Origin of the sequence: Halalkalibacter kiskunsagensis, from assembly GCF_037027555.1 — a bacterium.
Taxonomy (GTDB): domain Bacteria; phylum Bacillota; class Bacilli; order Bacillales; family Bacillaceae_D; genus Halalkalibacter; species Halalkalibacter kiskunsagensis.
The window spans coordinates 107637-124232 of the sequence record NZ_JAXBLX010000005.1; the positions used below are offsets into that span (position 1 = coordinate 107637).

20 protein-coding genes and 1 other annotated feature are annotated in these 16596 nt (G+C 40.8%); of the genes, 19 read left to right on the forward strand and 1 reads right to left on the reverse strand.

The genetic code is table 11. The features are described from left to right. Positions 1-162 precede the first annotated feature (162 nt). The 8 genes from SLH51_RS04440 (at position 163) to SLH51_RS04475 (ending at position 6858) form a co-directional block, all read left to right on the forward strand. Entirely contained in the window at positions 163-735 is a 573-nt protein-coding gene (locus SLH51_RS04440) for a Maf family protein (RefSeq protein WP_335959413.1), read from the forward strand. Positions 736-778: 43 nt separating this feature from the next. Then, on the forward strand, positions 779-1471 hold the full coding sequence (gene radC, locus SLH51_RS04445; RefSeq protein WP_335959414.1) for a RadC family protein: 693 nt from the start codon (positions 779-781) through the stop codon (positions 1469-1471). Positions 1472-1760: 289 nt separating this feature from the next. Then, the gene (locus SLH51_RS04450; RefSeq protein ID WP_335959415.1) at positions 1761-2801 is read left to right on the forward strand and encodes a rod shape-determining protein; all 1041 of its coding nucleotides are present in this window, start codon (positions 1761-1763) and stop codon (positions 2799-2801) included. Between the two features lie 13 nt (positions 2802-2814). Further along, positions 2815-3690, forward strand: a complete 876-nt coding sequence (mreC, locus tag SLH51_RS04455) for a rod shape-determining protein MreC (protein WP_335959416.1) — start codon at positions 2815-2817, stop codon at positions 3688-3690. Further along, positions 3687-4211 (forward strand): rod shape-determining protein MreD, encoded by a 525-nt coding sequence (mreD, locus tag SLH51_RS04460; protein WP_335959418.1) that lies wholly within the window; start codon positions 3687-3689, stop codon positions 4209-4211. Before mreC ends, mreD begins: the two co-directional genes overlap by 4 nt. A 128-nt stretch (positions 4212-4339) precedes the next feature. Continuing rightward, positions 4340-5065 (forward strand): septum site-determining protein MinC, encoded by a 726-nt coding sequence (minC, locus tag SLH51_RS04465; protein ID WP_335959420.1) that lies wholly within the window; start codon positions 4340-4342, stop codon positions 5063-5065. 176 nt (positions 5066-5241) lie between these two features. After that, positions 5242-6036: a septum site-determining protein MinD gene (gene minD / locus SLH51_RS04470; protein WP_335959422.1), complete on the forward strand. Its 795-nt coding sequence runs from the start codon at positions 5242-5244 to the stop codon at positions 6034-6036. 297 nt (positions 6037-6333) lie between these two features. Continuing rightward, positions 6334-6858, forward strand: a complete 525-nt coding sequence (locus SLH51_RS04475) for a MogA/MoaB family molybdenum cofactor biosynthesis protein (protein ID WP_335959424.1) — start codon at positions 6334-6336, stop codon at positions 6856-6858. 204 nt (positions 6859-7062) lie between these two features. Here the strand turns inward: SLH51_RS04475 and SLH51_RS04480 are convergent, their stop codons facing one another. Beyond that, positions 7063-7983: an aldo/keto reductase gene (locus tag SLH51_RS04480; RefSeq protein WP_335959425.1), complete on the reverse strand. Its 921-nt coding sequence runs from the start codon at positions 7981-7983 to the stop codon at positions 7063-7065. Positions 7984-8548: 565 nt separating this feature from the next. Here SLH51_RS04480 and SLH51_RS04485 point away from each other — a divergent pair. From SLH51_RS04485 to SLH51_RS04535, 11 genes are all read left to right on the forward strand, one after another. Continuing rightward, a complete protein-coding gene (locus SLH51_RS04485; protein WP_335959427.1) occupies positions 8549-9343 on the forward strand; it encodes a M23 family metallopeptidase in 795 nt (264 codons plus the stop codon). Position 9344: 1 nt separating this feature from the next. Next, positions 9345-10214: a M50 family metallopeptidase gene (locus tag SLH51_RS04490; protein WP_335959489.1), complete on the forward strand. Its 870-nt coding sequence runs from the start codon at positions 9345-9347 to the stop codon at positions 10212-10214. Positions 10215-10395: 181 nt separating this feature from the next. Next, the gene (locus tag SLH51_RS04495) at positions 10396-11898 is read left to right on the forward strand and encodes an Rne/Rng family ribonuclease (RefSeq protein WP_335959429.1); all 1503 of its coding nucleotides are present in this window, start codon (positions 10396-10398) and stop codon (positions 11896-11898) included. A 63-nt stretch (positions 11899-11961) separates the two neighbouring features. After that, positions 11962-12036 (forward strand) — a sequence feature (ribosomal protein L21 leader region). Positions 12037-12048: 12 nt separating this feature from the next. Next, positions 12049-12357, forward strand: a complete 309-nt coding sequence (gene rplU / locus SLH51_RS04500) for a 50S ribosomal protein L21 (RefSeq protein ID WP_335959431.1) — start codon at positions 12049-12051, stop codon at positions 12355-12357. 4 nt (positions 12358-12361) lie between these two features. After that, on the forward strand, positions 12362-12703 hold the full coding sequence (locus SLH51_RS04505; RefSeq protein WP_335959433.1) for a ribosomal-processing cysteine protease Prp: 342 nt from the start codon (positions 12362-12364) through the stop codon (positions 12701-12703). 5 nt (positions 12704-12708) lie between these two features. Beyond that, positions 12709-12987 carry a 50S ribosomal protein L27 gene (gene rpmA, locus SLH51_RS04510; RefSeq protein WP_315613504.1) on the forward strand — a complete coding sequence of 93 codons (279 nt, stop codon included), beginning with the start codon at positions 12709-12711 and terminating at the stop codon, positions 12985-12987. 316 nt (positions 12988-13303) lie between these two features. Beyond that, positions 13304-14446, forward strand: coding sequence for an amidohydrolase (locus SLH51_RS04515; RefSeq protein ID WP_335959491.1), 1143 nt, complete (start codon positions 13304-13306; stop codon positions 14444-14446). Between the two features lie 148 nt (positions 14447-14594). Then, complete coding sequence (locus SLH51_RS04520) at positions 14595-14768, forward strand: hypothetical protein (protein ID WP_335959436.1); 174 nt, start codon at positions 14595-14597, stop codon at positions 14766-14768. After that, a complete protein-coding gene (locus SLH51_RS04525) occupies positions 14765-15499 on the forward strand; it encodes an MBL fold metallo-hydrolase (RefSeq protein ID WP_335959438.1) in 735 nt (244 codons plus the stop codon). The genes SLH51_RS04520 and SLH51_RS04525 overlap by 4 nt, the downstream gene beginning before the upstream one ends. A gap of 124 nt (positions 15500-15623) precedes the next feature. Continuing rightward, positions 15624-16046 (forward strand): disulfide oxidoreductase, encoded by a 423-nt coding sequence (locus SLH51_RS04530; protein WP_335959439.1) that lies wholly within the window; start codon positions 15624-15626, stop codon positions 16044-16046. A gap of 4 nt (positions 16047-16050) precedes the next feature. After that, positions 16051-16524, forward strand: coding sequence for a thioredoxin family protein (locus tag SLH51_RS04535; RefSeq protein WP_335959441.1), 474 nt, complete (start codon positions 16051-16053; stop codon positions 16522-16524). Positions 16525-16596: the final 72 nt, after the last annotated feature.

Genomic DNA, 16596 nt, shown 5'->3' on the forward strand with positions numbered 1-16596 from the left:
TAGAATCACCGGAGTGAGGCAATTATTTGATCAACGACGAGCAACAATAAGCTCTTCCGTCAGTTTTCCTGACACATGTATAGCGGCACTAAGAAAAATTTGGTATTCTATTTTCGAACCTGTACAATAAAAAGAAAAACTATTGTAGAGGTGACTCCTTTCATGAAATCTTTCATTTTAGCCTCAGGTTCCCCGAGGCGCAAAGAATTGCTCGAACAAGCCCATTATTCCTTTTCCGTTAAAACAAGTCATGTCATTGAAAAAGTAGAGGAGGGACTGTCTCCAGCTGAAGTTGTGCAACAGTTAGCTAGTCAAAAAGCAGAAGAAGTGTGGAAAAAAAACAAAGAAGCAATCGTACTCGGCTCAGATACGGTCGTTGCCTTTGGTGATGAAATTCTTGGCAAACCAGAAGACAAAGAAGAGGCGCAAGCGATGCTTACAATGCTATCAGGTCATACACATAGCGTCTATACAGGTGTGGCACTTTACTCTCAAGAAGGCAACAAAATGTTTTATGAGAAAACGGATGTTGAGTTTTATTCGTTATCTGATGATGATATTGCGATGTACATTCGCAGTGGTGAGCCGTTTGATAAAGCGGGAAGTTACGGAATCCAGGGGTTTGGTGCGTATTTAGTGAAGCGAATTATTGGAGATTACTTTGCCGTAGTCGGCTTACCGATTGCGAAAACGATGAGAGAATTGCAAAAGCTAGGCATTACACCAAATATGTAAATAAAATCTACCTCGATTGAACAAAGTAGAAAGGAGTGTTTCCTTGTCGCACTCATCATTCCTCATTCGAGATGTTCCCTTACGTGAAAGACCTCGTGAACGATTGTTGAAAGAAGGTGCAAGTGCCTTAACGAATCAAGAGATATTGGCAATCCTGCTTAGAAGTGGGACGAAAAAAGAATCCGTCTTACAGGTCGCGCAGCAAGTGTTAGCAAAATTTGATGGCCTTATGTTATTAAAGGATGCTGCAATTGAAGAATTATGTACGATTAATGGAATTGGGGAAGCCAAGGCGATTGAACTTCTAGCTGCGATTGAGCTTGGGAGACGAATTCACTGCTTGCTACCTGATGAGCGCTATGTCATTCGTTCTCCAGAAGATGTATCCAATTACGTAATGGAAGATATGCGCTTTCTGAAGCAGGAACATTTCGATTGTTTATACCTCGACACAAAAAATCATGTCATTTTACGAAAGACAATTTTTATTGGCAGTTTAAATGCGAGCATCGTCCATCCTCGCGAAGTGTACAAAGAAGCATTTCGCCGTTCAGCCGCTTCGATTATTTGCTTGCATAACCATCCAAGTGGTGATCCGACGCCGAGCCGCGAAGATATTGAAGTGACGAAACGATTATCAGAGTCTGGAAAAGTACTCGGAATCGAGCTTCTCGATCATGTTATTATTGGTGATCGTAAATTTGTCAGTCTAAAGGAGCAAGGATATGTCATATAATATGGGCGGCACACTTTGTGATTAGCGAAAGACAAATTGAGGATAGCGAAGCCTTCTCGAGTTTGGTAACATGAGTTTGTTGCCTTTTTTGTTTGGAAAGAGAAAGAAGAGAGGTAGATGCTCGTACGGAATCCTAGGTGTGTGTGGGCCTATTTGCTACTTATTTCGAGAAGTTTGGTCAATTCTTTGCAATTCGTCAAAAGTTGGGGAACTTAAGGCTATTTTTTTTAATGATTATTCGTTATAATGAAGGTTATGATTTCGGATTTGTATGAAGGGAGATACATAGATGTTTGGTGGGTTCTCAAAAGATATAGGAATTGATTTAGGAACAGCAAACACGCTTGTTTACGTGAAGAGCAAGGGCATTGTCGTTCGTGAACCATCCGTAGTAGCGCTTAGAACAGATACAGGGTCAATTGAAGCAGTAGGAAACGATGCAAAGAACATGATTGGACGTACGCCTGGTAACATTGTTGCCGTTCGTCCAATGAGAGATGGGGTCATTGCTGATTTTGATACAACAGCAACGATGTTAAAGTATTTTATTCAACAGGCATTAAAAAACCGTTCGATTTTCACGCGTAAACCGTCGGTAATGGTATGTGTACCGTCTGGCATTACAGCAGTTGAAAAACGTGCAGTTGAAGACGCAACAAAGCAAGCTGGAGCAAAAGAGGCTTATACATTAGAAGAGCCCTTCGCTGCAGCGATTGGTGCCGACCTACCTGTATGGGAACCGACGGGAAGCATGGTTGTGGACATCGGTGGTGGGACGACTGAAGTTGCGATTATTTCACTTGGTGGGATTGTTACGAGCCAGTCGATTCGTGTTGCTGGTGATGAGATGGATGAGGCAATCATTCAATACATTAAGAAAAAGTATAACTTAATGATCGGGGAAAGAACGTCTGAAGCGCTTAAGCTAGAAGTTGGCTCGGCTGGTGCACCAGAAGGCGTTGATGATATGGATATCCGTGGACGCGACTTGCTAACGGGCCTTCCAAAGACGATCACAGTTACAGCGGAAGAAATTTCGGGAGCACTCGCTGATACGGTAACGACGATTATTGAGGCGGTGAAAAATACGCTTGAGCAGTCTCCGCCAGAGCTTGCAGCGGATATTATGGATCGTGGAATCGTCCTTACAGGCGGTGGAGCGTTGTTACGTAATCTTGATCGTGTCTTAAGTGATGAGACGAATATGCCTGTTCTTGTAGCTGAGAATCCGTTAGATTGTGTCGCGATTGGAACAGGAAGAGCACTTGAAAATCTTCACTTATTCCGCTCAAAAGCGGGAATTACATCACGTTCGGATAGAAAATTGTAAGTAGGTGTCAGGCATGCCATCCTTTTTTTCAAATAAAAAATTAATTATTCTTCTCGTCAGCATTATCATTTTGGTCGCCTTGATTGGTTATTCTCGTTCAGATCGTGAACAAATCACGGGACCAGAACAAGTCATCAGAGATGCTGTTGGATGGGTGCAAACCATTTTTACGAAACCCGCATACGCTGTAGCGGGTTTCTTTGAAAATGTTCGAGATATCCAGCATATCTATGAGGAAAATAAAGTGCTTAAAGCAAGACTAGATGAATATGCGCAAATTTCAGTTGAGCGAAGTTTGCTTCGGAATGAGAACAATACGCTAAAAGACATGCTCGAGTTAGAAGAAAGTTTGCACGATTATTTAATGAGATCAGCGGTTGTTATTCAAAGAAGTCCTGATCGCTGGACAGAGTATATTGGTTTAAACAAAGGGTCTGATGATGGAATTGAGCCCAATATGGGTGTCATCGATTCAAAAGGTGGGTTAATTGGAAAGGTGAAGCAAGTGAGTGAATTTTCATCTAGAATTCAGCTTCTATCTGACAATGATCGTACTAACAGAGTATCGGCAATGATCACAATGGATCAGCCAGAGTATGGCTTTATCGAAGGCTATGATGAGGATGCTGGCTTGCTAATTATGAGAAAAATTGACTTTGAGGCAGAAATTGAAGAAGGTCAAATGGTGACAACTTCTGGTAAAGGTGGCGTGTATCCAAGTGGCTTGCTAATCGGTGAAGTCGTTCGTGTTGAACCGGATGAATACGGATTAACTCAAAATGCTTTTATTGAACCAGCAGCTGATTTTTATGCATTAGATTATGTGTATATTATTGAGCGTACGAGTACAACTATGGATCCAGAATTGCTTGAGGAGGAAACATCGTGAGTCGCTTCTATATTCCTGCAGTCGTCTTTTTCTTGTTGGTTATAGAAGGAACGCTTTTTCAATTGATCACACCTTATCAGCATGATATTGATGTAACACTTGTGCCACGTTTTATTGTTGTCATGCTCGTCTTTATTGGCATTCATTCTGGTCGTTATAGTAGCATAATATATGGCCTTATTTTAGGACTTGTATATGATATCGTCTATACTCAGCTACTTGGTGTGTATATGTTTGGTTTTGGGTTCATAGGCTATGCATTTGCCTATACATATAAACGCGTACAAGATTCTTTTTTGCTGCATTTGTTGCTTGTCACTCTGGCTGTTTCTATTTTTGAGTATTATCAATTTGGGTTATACCGACTAATCGGAGTAACAGATTTGTCAGCCGTTTTATTTTTTTACGAACGTTTTTTACCGGGATTGGTGTTAAATATTGCATTTGCCATCCTCGTATATTTTCCTGTTAAGAAATTATTTCAGTATGTTGGAAAACAAGCAAGTCTTCGGCAAAGGTAGAAAAACGACAAAAAATACGGTGATTTTTCTACATCTTTCTCATCATAAAGAAGGGTTTAGCGAGAGTCGTGTTGAATTAACGTATCATCACTGTTTTCTCGTTTTACTCGGGTGAGGTGACCGTACTAGTGCGAGCAACGAAGGTGAGTGAGGCTGAGGTGAACACAACTATGGTTTCAAAAAAGCAAAATGTGACGATAAAAGGAACAAAAGAGGGATTAATCTTTATACTAGATGATAGTTGCTCCTATGAGAGTTTACTTGAAGAACTAGCTGAAAAGCTGTCATCTAAGCACTATCAGCAAGCAGACGGTCCAGATGTTTCCGTGAAGGTTGATATGGGTTATCGCTACCTTCAAGAACATCAGCAAGCAGAGTTAGAGGACATTATTTCAGAAGGGCGTAATTTAGCTGTCGATCAGTTTGAATCTCGTGTTCTATCAAAGGAAGAATCTGAGAAAATTCGTCAAGATTCACAAACTGTGACATTGATGCGAATCATTCGGTCTGGACAAGTACTGAAGATCAATGGAGACGTCTTGTTAATTGGCGATGTGAATCCTGGAGGTACGCTTATAGCAAATGGAAACATTTACGTAATGGGCGCGCTTCGGGGAATCGCTCATGCTGGATTTGAGGGCAATGCTAGGTCGGTTATTTCTGCCTCTTTATTAGCCCCTTCACAGCTAAGAATTGCTGAAGAAATCATGCATTTTGAGTCAGAAAAATCAAATGAACAGATAATGGCTAGTGCTTTCTTGGATGAAGATAATTCGTTTCAACTTGGACGAGTTCAGCAATTGATTCAAAGTCATCCAGAATTGGCGAAAAATGAGACAAAGCTGCTAGTTTAAGAGGGTTTTCGATAAGGTTGTTTTACTTTGTTGACAACTTTAGATCGCAATGAGAGGAGCCTCTGCCTAGTGAGTGGTTTCTTACGTCCGCAGGCGCACAGCGTGCGGAGCCCATTGTAACCATCTTCTTTTTACCAGCTCTTTAACGAATGATATTTTAGAAAGGGGTCATCAACGTGGGAGAGGCAATCGTCATTACAAGTGGAAAGGGTGGCGTTGGGAAAACAACAACGTCAGCTAATATTGGCACTGCCCTTGCGCTTTCGGGGAAGAAAATTTGCTTAGTGGATACAGACATCGGACTCCGCAATCTTGATGTTGTCATGGGTCTTGAGAATCGGATTATTTATGACCTCGTTGATGTGATAGAGGGTCGTTGTAAATTAAATACTGCTCTTATTAAAGATAAGCGCTTTGATTGTATGTATTTACTACCAGCTGCACAAACGAAAGATAAGACTTCTGTAGAACCAGAGCAAATGAAAGTAATCATCGATGAACTAAAGCAGGAATATGACTATGTCATCATTGACTGTCCTGCAGGAATAGAACAAGGGTTTAAAAATGCGATAGCAGGAGCAGATCGCGCGATTGTTGTTACAACACCTGAGGTTTCTGCTGTGCGTGATGCAGACCGAATCATAGGCTTACTTGAACAACAAGATATCGAGTCTCCTAAATTAATTGTGAATCGTATTCGTGGTCACATGATGAAAAATGGAGATATGCTCGATGTTGATGAGATTGCTGAGCGACTGGCAATCGATCTTATTGGGATTGTTGTCGATGATGAAGAGGTCATTAAGCATTCCAATAAAGGCGAACCGATCGCTCTTCACACAACGAGCAAAGCATCAATTGCTTATCGAAATATTGCTCGCCGCATTCTTGGTGAAACGGTGCCACTCATGTCACTCGATGAACAAAGAGGCATGTTCGCTAAAATTAAGCAGTTTTTTAGTGTGCGATAAAAAATGATGATACAAGAGTAAGGGAGCAGGACAAGGCCCTTGCTTTTTTTGTTTAAAGCAGGATTCTGATGAACGTTAAGTGAATATTTGTGAAATGCTGAAAGTTCAAATTTTGTCATTATCGATGATTATGTTCGGATACGATGCTTGAGCCGGGGTGAGGAGGGGAACGCTTCTTATCATTCACTTTCTGAGCGTCGTAGCAATTATTTGGCAGAGTTCGGTAACAGAGGAAAGAAGGCATGTTATTATAGTTTCCGAGAATGTGGTTTTTAAAAAATAGGAGGCCAATAATACATGACGATGATGGAAGAACATTTGGAAGAAACTACAAAGAGCATTCGTTGTATGGTGTTGACGGTTACAGATTCATGTTCATACGAGAATGATGACGGTGGAGCACTTATCAGATCAATGTTAGAAGAAAAAGGACACATTGTTTCTGAATATCAAATTATTAATGCCGAATACAGTTTAATTCAACACTGGATTAAAATTGCTGCGATTCGTGCAGATGTTGACGCAATATTAATTACAGGTGGAACCGGGATTGCTCTTCATGATACGACACATGAAGCAGTTCGAGATAGTTTAGATAAAGAAATGCCAGGGTTTGGCGAGCTTTTTCGCCATTTAAGTTTTAAAGAAGAAATCGGCACAGCCGCGATTTTAAGTCGTGCGATTGCTGGTGTACGCGATGGCAAGGCAATTTTCTCAATGCCGCGTCCAACAGGTGCGATTCAACTTGCAATGGATCGAATTATTTTACCAGAACTATGCTCGGTGATGAAAGAAATACTTATGGACAAAGTGCGAGTATAAGCATAATAACGTGATGGAAAGACTGTTTTTGGGAGGGACTCAAGCAGTCTTTTTTTATGTTGTGGTTTGAAATAGGAAATCAATAGGTGAAAAAGCAGATGTAATTCAAAAATAGCAGATAATAAGCTAAATTGATAGATAAGATATTCAAAACGATGAATGGAGAGTGCCCAAAAGGTGGTTCCCCTTTGGGCATTTCCAGTCCTACCGATGCTGTTCATAAACCGCTGTCTTTGTTTCGTGCTTCAACCAGTCTACTTCTTCCGTAGTTAGCTTATACGACTCAATTGCTTTGCTATTTTCAATGACTTGCTCCGGGCTGGTTGCGCCTGTGACAACAGATGCAACAACTGGAGAAGCAAGACAGTAATTAAGCGCGACCGCTTGTAGTGGACGTCCTTGCAAGAACTCTGCATCAAATGATGACCTGAGGGCGCCTAGATCTTTATAGGAATAAGTAAGATAGCCTTTTTCTTTTATTGAATCAGAAGTTTTTTCAAGAGCTCTGGTAGTCAGCAATCCTTTTGCAACGGGACCTCTTGCTACAACGCTCACTTGATGCTCTTCTAACAAAGAAAACCATTCTTCTGGGCGACGATCAAGCAAACTATATTGCATCATCACACTAACAATCTGTGAACGTTTTGTATATTCGCGAATAACATTTGGGCGAATCGAGGAAATGCCATAATGACGAATCAATCCTTCTTGCTTTAACTCATCAAATGCTTCAATTGTTTCATCTATATTATCCCGAGTCGTTCCTCCATGAAGCTGATACAGGTCAATATAATCGGTCTGTAAGCGGGATAAACTATCTTTCACTGCATGTTTAATATGGGATTTCGAAGGATCCCAGCTCCAGCCTTGCTTGCCTTTTTCAAAGCGATTGCCTGCCTTTGTCGCTAATACAATGTCTTGGCGCTTTCCTTTTATGACACCTCCGATAATTTCTTCATTTAAGCCTTGGTCATATAAATCGGCTGTGTCTAAGTAGTTAATGCCGTTATCTAAGGCTGTTTCAATAATCCTCTTCGCCTCATTTGTATCCGTACCAATACTCATACAACCGAGACCAATCTCGCTTACATATAAATCAGAGTGTCCGAGTTTGCGTTTGTTCATTTGTTTAGCTCCTCTCATCTGAATTGAAAATCTCCCTATCATGATAAGTTGTTAAAAAGTTCATTTCTAAGCAGTTCCTCGAGGAAGTGGCAATGGCTCCGCACGCTGCGTGCATTTAGGAGAACTCCATTCCTAAATGCTTAAGAGAAGGCATCGGCTGCGCACATTGCTTCGAGGTAATTCAAAAAGGGAAAGGTCGCCCTTTTTGAAGTCTCGAGGAAGTGGCAATGGCTCCGCACGCTGCGCGCATTTAGGAGAACCCCACTCCTAAATGCTTAAGAGAAGGCATCGGCTGCGCACATTGCTTCGAGGTAATTCAAAAAGGGAAAGGTCGCCCTTTTTGAATTCTCGAGGAAGTGGCAATGGCTCCGCACGCTGCGCGCATTTAGGAGAACCCCACTCCTAAATGCTTAAGAGAAGGCATCGGCTGCGCACATTGCTTCGAGGTAATTCAAAAAGGGAAAGGTCGCCCTTTTTGAATTACCTTTTCTATTATGTCATATCGAAAACGGACAAGTCATATAGTTTAAGTAAATAAGTTCGTAAAAAAAGGATGGGGGAGCGTATGTCAAAGGATCTTAATAAAGTTCGGAGGAAGTTGGACTCTAGAAGGCGGCAAATCAATCAAAATGTGAAGCAACGTGAACGTACGGTGCCGATGCTCATGAATCGTCATGAGGATGCAAGAGAAGAACCAGATTTCTATGTCCCACCGAGTTCAAACAACAGTGCGCTACCTCAAGTGAAAAAAGGTGATTTCTTTTTATTTCGAGTAATGGCTGCGATTTGTCTATTTTTAATGATGGCGATTCTTTTTCAGTCTTCGGTTCCACAGGCAGAAGGAGTCAAGCAGTTTGTAAAGGATTCATATGAACAGGAGTTTCAGTTTACTGCCGTTGCAAATTGGTATGAAAATCAGTTTGGGCGTCCACTTGCTCTTATCCCAATGAATCAAGACATTGCTCAAGGTGATCCGAATGAACAAGTCGAAATGGCTTATGCACTTCCTGCATCAGGTACGATTAGTCAAGATTTTGAACATAACGGAAAAGGAATCCTCGTTGAAACGGGGATGGATGCAGAAGTTGAAGCTGTCAAAGGTGGCCAAGTAACGAAAGTAGGTAGGGATGAGAGTGAAGATAATCTTGGGAGAACAGTGACTGTTAAACATTATGATGGCACAGAATCTCTTTATGGAATGCTTGATAAAGTGGAAGTGAATTTGTATGACTATATCAAAGCAGGCTTTGTCATTGGAACAGTCTCGACAAATGCAGAGGCTGGAAAAGGAATTTATTATTTTGCCCTGAAGAAAGATGATCAGTATATCAATCCTAGTGAAGTTATTTCATTTGATTAATATGAAAGAAATCACATCTAAGATTAAAGTAAACCCACTATTTTGGTTTGTTGTCGGGATTGGTGTCTTAACAGGGTATTTCCGAGAAGTACTGATGATTTTTCTCATCGTTTTTATACATGAAATGGGGCATGCGTTGGCTGCGCATTACTATAAATGGCGTATTCATAAAATTGAGCTATTGCCCTTTGGCGGTGTAGCAGAGGTAGAAGATGCAGGAAATCGGCCATTTCATGAAGAATTGATTGTTATTATAGCAGGACCGCTTCAACATATTTGGATGATTCTTTTGTCCTACTGTTTCGTTCACTTCTCATTTTGGACGGCTACCGATCATCGTCTTTTTGTCTGGCACAATCTTATGATTCTTTTGTTTAATTTGATTCCCATTTTACCTCTTGATGGGGGGCGTCTTGTACAATTGTGGTGTACTTACCGCTTTCCTTATGTACAAGCGCTTCGGTATTCAAGGTGGGCGTCAATTAGTGTGCTACTTATCTTAATTTCCATAAGTGTCATTTGGTTTCCTTATCACTTAAATTTATGGGTGATTCTTTCTTTTCTCGGACTCATGAACTATTTAGAATGGAAGCAACGACATTATCGTTTCATGCGCTTTCTTATGGCGCGAAGGTCGTTTAATGACAAACAGCATGTAAAACAATCATCTCTATCGATACGTGATTCTATGCCGTTAAAAGAAGCAATGAAACAAATCAAAAGAGGACATTATCATTTCTATAAAGTATTTCAACTGAAAACGGGAACAGCTCAAACGATTGAGGAAAAAGAGCTGCTTCATCTCCTATTTACCGAAAAAAAACCTCATGTTCCTCTTTCACAGCTTTTACCTGAGTTAAAAAAGCTATAGATTTTCTAAGCCTGCTATGAGTGGGTTCTCATAGTAGGAACGTAACGTTCGCTTACTTGACGATCATCTTAAGGTCGATTCTCACTTGATTCACTGCCCTTGAATTATCAAAGTTGCTTTCATGAACCGAATGAAGACTGTTACAATAGAGAAAAGAAACAAGTAAAAGGAGCTTTTCTCATTGAAGAAAATATATTTGAATATGGCGACGAGAGAAAGAAGAGCGGCTGTTGTAGAAAATGGTCGCGTTGCGGAGCTAATGATTGAGCGAACGCTTGAAAATCGGATTGTGAGCAATGTATACCTGGGCCGTGTCGTGAACGTGTTGCCTGGTATGCAGGCAGCGTTTGTTGATATCGGCCGCGAAAAAAATGGCTTTCTCTATCGTGATGATTTACTCTCGTTTCATTTATCAGAGGAAGATGAAGAAACGAAAAAAGAACAAAGCATATCTAAATTCGTGAAAAAGGGCGAGGAATTATTAGTACAAGTGACGAAAGAGGGATTTGGATCAAAAGGCCCTCGCCTAACAGGCGTTGTTTCGTTTCCAGGTCGGTTTCTTGTCTATATGCCAGAAGGGGATTATGTCGGTGTATCGCGTCGCTTTTCAAAAGAAAGCGAGCGCGAACGCTGGCGAGAGCTTGGAGAAAAGGTAATAGAGGAAAAGGAAGGACTTATTATCCGTACCTCATGCGAAGGACAAGCTCCTGAAGTCATTATCCAAGAGCTTCAATTTTTACGGACATTATGGAGAGAGATTTGGAAAGAAGGAAAAAACGAGAAAGCTCCAGCATTAATTCATCAAGACTCTGGTGTGATCGAGCGAATCGTACGAGATTTTTCGTATGCTGAAATCGATGAAATCGTCGTTGATCAACTAGATGAATACAAATTGTTGAAAGAACTGTTAGAGCCATTTCCACAGTTACAAAGCTCACTTACATTGTATCGTGATAAAGAAAACATCTTTTCGGCATATGGAATTGAAAAAGAGCTTGAGCGAGCACTACGTAGACAAATATGGTTGAAAAATGGCGCCTATTTAATGATAGATCAAACAGAAGCGCTTACCGTCATTGATGTAAACACGGGGAAATTTACAGGGAAAACGGATTTACATGATACCGTACGGAAAACAAATAGTGAGGCAGCGAAAGAGATCGCAAGACAGCTTCGATTACGAGATATTTCGGGCATCATTGTCATTGATTTTATCGATATGAAGCGTGAACAAGACCGGGAGCATGTTCAAGCTATATTTGAAAAAGAGCTAAAGTATGACCGGACGAAAACAAATGTATTAGGAATAACGGGTCTAGGGTTACTTGAAATGACAAGGAAAAAAATCAGGCAAAACCTTCAAGCAAGCTTATCAAAAACGTGCCCGACATGTGCTGGAACGGGGGTCGTTCTCTCAAATGAAGCACAAGCATTTAAAATTGAGCGTCAGCTGTGGGAGCATCGAGGCATGGCAGAAGAAGCCATCGTGCTTGAATTGCCCTCTACTGTGGCACCGGTGTTATTTGGGCAAAAGGGAGAACACTTAAAACGGTTAGAAGATACATTAGGATTTCGAATTCTCGTTTATCCGAATAAGACGTTAAACGAAGAGAGTTTTGCGATTCGTTATATAGGGAGTTTCACCGAAGCGATTGCGCAGCTTGAGCGGTTAAAAGCGAAATAAACACGTTGACACAATTAAAGAAAATATGCTACAATATCGCTTGTTAGTTATTTGGTCGCACCCAAACAACTATAACCGCACAGAGCAGGTTTTATAAAGGTTTTTAGCCTACCTGGGATGGCGAGTCTGAGTATATGAGGAGGTGCAAGTATGTACGCAATTATTGAAACTGGTGGTAAGCAAATCAAGGTTCAAGAAGGCCAAGAAGTTTACATCGAAAAATTAGACGCAGAAGCTGGTGAAACAGTTAGCTTCGATAACGTTTTATTCGTAGGTGGCGATGAAGTGAAAGTTGGGGCTCCATTTGTAGAGGGCGCAACAGTAACGGCTAAAGTTGAAAAACACGGTCGTCAAAAGAAAATCATCGTTTGGAAAATGAAAGCTAAGAAAAACTACCGTCGTAAGCAAGGTCATCGTCAACCTTACACGAAAGTGGTAATCGAAAAGATTAACGGCTAATCAAATGATTACGGTTGAGATTTCTCGAAACGACATGAGTGACATTGTCTCTTTTACGATGAGTGGACATGCAGACTCTGGTCCGCATGGTCATGACCTCGTTTGTGCTGGTGCTTCAGCTGTCTCTTTTGGGTCTGTCAATGCCATTGCTGTGCTTTGTCAAGTAGAGCTTGAAGTAATGATGGAAGAGGAAGGCGGCTTTCTCCGCTGTTATGTTCCAAACGGTTTGGATAACGTAACACTTGAGAAGGTGCAGCTTCTTCTTGAGGGCATGATAGTGTCTCTCCAATCAATAGCTGAAGAATACAGCCGTTATATTCAAATCAACGATAATATCGGGAGGTGAATTCCATGTTAAAAATGAACCTTCAATTTTTCGCATCGAAAAAAGGGGTAGGTAGTACAAAGAACGGACGTGACTCACAATCTAAGCGTTTAGGCGCTAAGCGTGCTGACGGTCAAGCTGTAACAGGCGGTTCTATCCTAGTACGCCAACGCGGAACACGCGTATATCCTGGTGTGAACGTAGGTAAAGGTGGAGACGATACACTATTTGCGAAAGTAGACGGCGTTGTGAAATACGAGCGCGTTGGTCGCGACCGCAAACAAGTGAGCGTATACCCTGCATAATTGAAAAAGCTCTCTAGCAGCATGTTGCTGATAGAGAGCTTTTTTGTTGATTCTAGCAAAAGTGTGAGAGCAGCAGACAACCTCTAGAGAAAATTTAATCGCGAATTTTTAGAAATAACAGCGAAAGTCGAATTTTATCAGTGGAAATCGAAAAATATCACCGGAAATCAATTTTTAACAGAGAATTTTCAGAAGATATCAGCGAAAATCCCCTAGCCTATGTGTCTGCTTTTCCTTTTCACTTTCAACAAAAAATAGTATAGTTACTATAACTGATTCGTTTTGCGAAATAATAGGGGGGAAGGTGACTGATCTGATGAAGGCTTTTGTAAATGGCACCGTTTGGGTTGGAACTGGAGAAACTTTACGAGGAGCAAAGGTTCTTGTTAATAACGGGAAAATAATTGGAGTAGGAAAAGACATTACGATCCCTGCTGAAGCAGAAATTATGGATGTTACTGGAAAGTATGTAACTCCCGGGTTAATTGATGTACATACCCATTTAGGAGTATTTTCAGAAGGATTAGGTCAGGCTGGACATGACTTTAATGAAACTACCGATGCTGTAACGCCGTATATCCGTGCAATCGATGGAATCAATCCGTTTGACCGAGGCTTTGAAGATGCACGAATGGCAGGAGTGACGACGGTTCAAATTATGCCAGGAAGTGCAAATGTCATTGGTGGAGAAATGTCGATTGTGAAAACGTATGGAACGGTCGTTGATGAAATGATCGTGAAATCACCGTCAGGCATGAAGGCTGCTTTTGGTGAAAATCCAAAGCGTGTTCATGGTGGGAAAGGGAAATTGCCCGTCACCAGAATGGGTGTTGCTTCCTTGTTTCGTCAGCAATTCATGAAGGCACAAGATTATAAAAAAGGTTTGGAAGCAAAAGAGGTAAAGACGCGCGATCTTGGAATGGAGCAGCTTGTCAAAGTGCTGAACAAAGAAATTCCATTACGAGCACACGCGCATCGAGCCGATGATATTGCAACATTGCTGAGACTTGTAAAAGAGTTTGATATTAACGCGACTATTGAACATTGCACAGAAGGCCACCTCATTACATCCTATATAGCAAAGCACAACGTTCGTGTGTCCGTCGGGCCAACAATGACGTCACGGACAAAGCAAGAATTAAACAACAAAGGATGGCACACGCTCGGTGAACTTGAAAAGCATGATATTCCTTTTTCTATTACGACTGATCACCCTGTTGTAACGATTGACCATTTGCTCACATCGGCGTTAACGGCTGTGAAATATGGCCTTTCAGAAGAAGCTGCTTTTAGAGCGATAACGATTCGAGCAGCCGAACATTTAGGGATTGAAAAGCAGGTTGGTTCATTAGAAGAAGGAAAAGATGCAGATCTCGTCATTTGGAGTGACGCTCCATTTTCTGCGCTTGCGATTGTAGAAAAAACGTTTATTAAAGGTAAATGTGTGTATAATGTATAAGGGATAAATTGTGCGAAGATAAGTGATAAGGATATTGGGTGATGAAACGAGTAATAGACACCCTTATTAGAATGAGAGTTGCTATTAGTAACTCTTTTTTCATCACCTTTTTGAGAGGAAAGAAACAGGAAGTAGAAGGTGTTATCTAGTGAATAAAATAGAAGAAGAGAAAATTAAGCGATTACAAGAGTGTGCTTCTGATGCTGAGGCAGAACAGGAGCAAAAGAAGTTAATGACAGAAATAGCAATATTGAGTGAGCGAGAACGGATCCAAGAGGCTGAGTTTGCTCCTACCTCTTGTTGGGAGAGTGAGAAAGAGTGAGGCTAACAGTTATAGGATATTGGCATGGATATCCAGAAGAAGGGGAGGCAACATCAGGTTACTTGCTTGAAGAAGGGGAGTGGAAACTGTTACTTGACTGTGGCAGTGGCGTCATTTCTTCATTGCAAAAGTATTGTGATGTTACAGATCTAAATGGAATCGTTTTGTCTCATTACCATCATGACCATCGAGCCGATGTTGGTATTTATCAATATGCTAGAATCATAAACCAAGGCTTAGGCAAAGCGATGAAAAATGCAACGATTTATGGACACCGTCAAGATGAACAATCGTTTTTAAAGCTGGGGTACAAGGACCTGCTGACTGCGCAATCATATGATGACAAGAAACCAATAAATATTGGCCCTTTTACATTTACGTTTTTACAAACCCATCACCCAGTTCCGTGCTATGCCATGCGAATTCAGGCTAAAGACAATACACTCGTTTACACAGCTGATTCAAGTTATTTCCCCGAACTCGCAGATTTTGCTATAGAGGCTGATCTTTTGATAGCAGAATGTAGTGGCTACGAAGGCGATTCGATTGGACAGTTTGGTCATATGACAAGTGAGGACGTCGGACAGCTAGCAAAGAAGGCGAAGCCAACGCAGGTACTTTTAAGTCATCTACCGCACTTTGGGAACCATGAACAATTGCGTACAGAGGTTGCGAAGCATTTTTCAGGAACCGTTAGGCTCGCATCATCGGGGTTACAACTGAATGTTTAGGAGAACATCACTTTGCTATTAAGTGGTGTTCTTTATATTGTCAAAGGGAATTAGTAGCTTTGTTTTTTTAATCTAGGTATAATGGAAGTTGGAATTTAAGAAAACGCAAAGAAGAGGGCAAACAATGAATAAGAGAATTGAAAATATTACGATCTTTGCATGGCTAACATCTTTAATAGCGACACTTGGGTCATTGTACTTTTCTCAAATAAGGCTGTATGAGCCGTGTACGCTTTGTTGGTATCAGCGAATTGTTATGTATCCACTCGTAGTCATTTTGGTGATAGGAATGATAAAAAAGGATGCAAATGTTGCGCTTTACTCAGCAGTTTTTTCATTTATTGGCATTTGTCTATCAATCTATCATTATGCGATACAAAAGCTTGCTTTCTTCAGTCAAGCAGTACCAGCATGTGGTCGTATTCCTTGTACAGGTCAATATATTAATTGGTTTGGTTTTGTGACGATTCCGTTTCTTGCACTAACGGCATTTGTCATTATTTTTATAAGCAGTCTCGTTATTTTAAAGCTGGCTAGGGGGAAATAAGTAAATGAAGAAAATAATTATATTTGGCGGCATTGTCGTTTTAATATTCGTCGCACTTGCTGTAGTGTCGAATTTACAACAAACGAAAAAAGCAGAAGGAAATCCATTTGGAAAAGATAAATTACATCCAGCGACCATTGAGTTGATTAATGATCCAAACTACCAAAATGTCATTTTACCAGAAGAATTAGATGAGAAGCTTACAAATGAAGAAGCAACGACCGTTTATTTCTATGCTTCAGATTGTGCATTTTGTAAAGAGGCTACCCCGAGGGTTGTTCCACTCGCAGAGGAACTTAAAATTAACCTAGTTCAATATAATTTACGTGAGTTTGAAGAGGGATGGAACAAATACGGATTAAATTCAACGCCAACAATTGTTCACTTTGAAGATGGCGCTGAAGTAGAGCGGATTGAAGGCGCGGTAACAAATGCAGAGTTTGAACAGTTTTTTAACGAATACGTAATAACGAATTAGAAAAACTAAAAGGGATAAGTGAAGAGAGTCATCTTTACTTATCCTTTACTTTATCTTTACATAAAATCACTT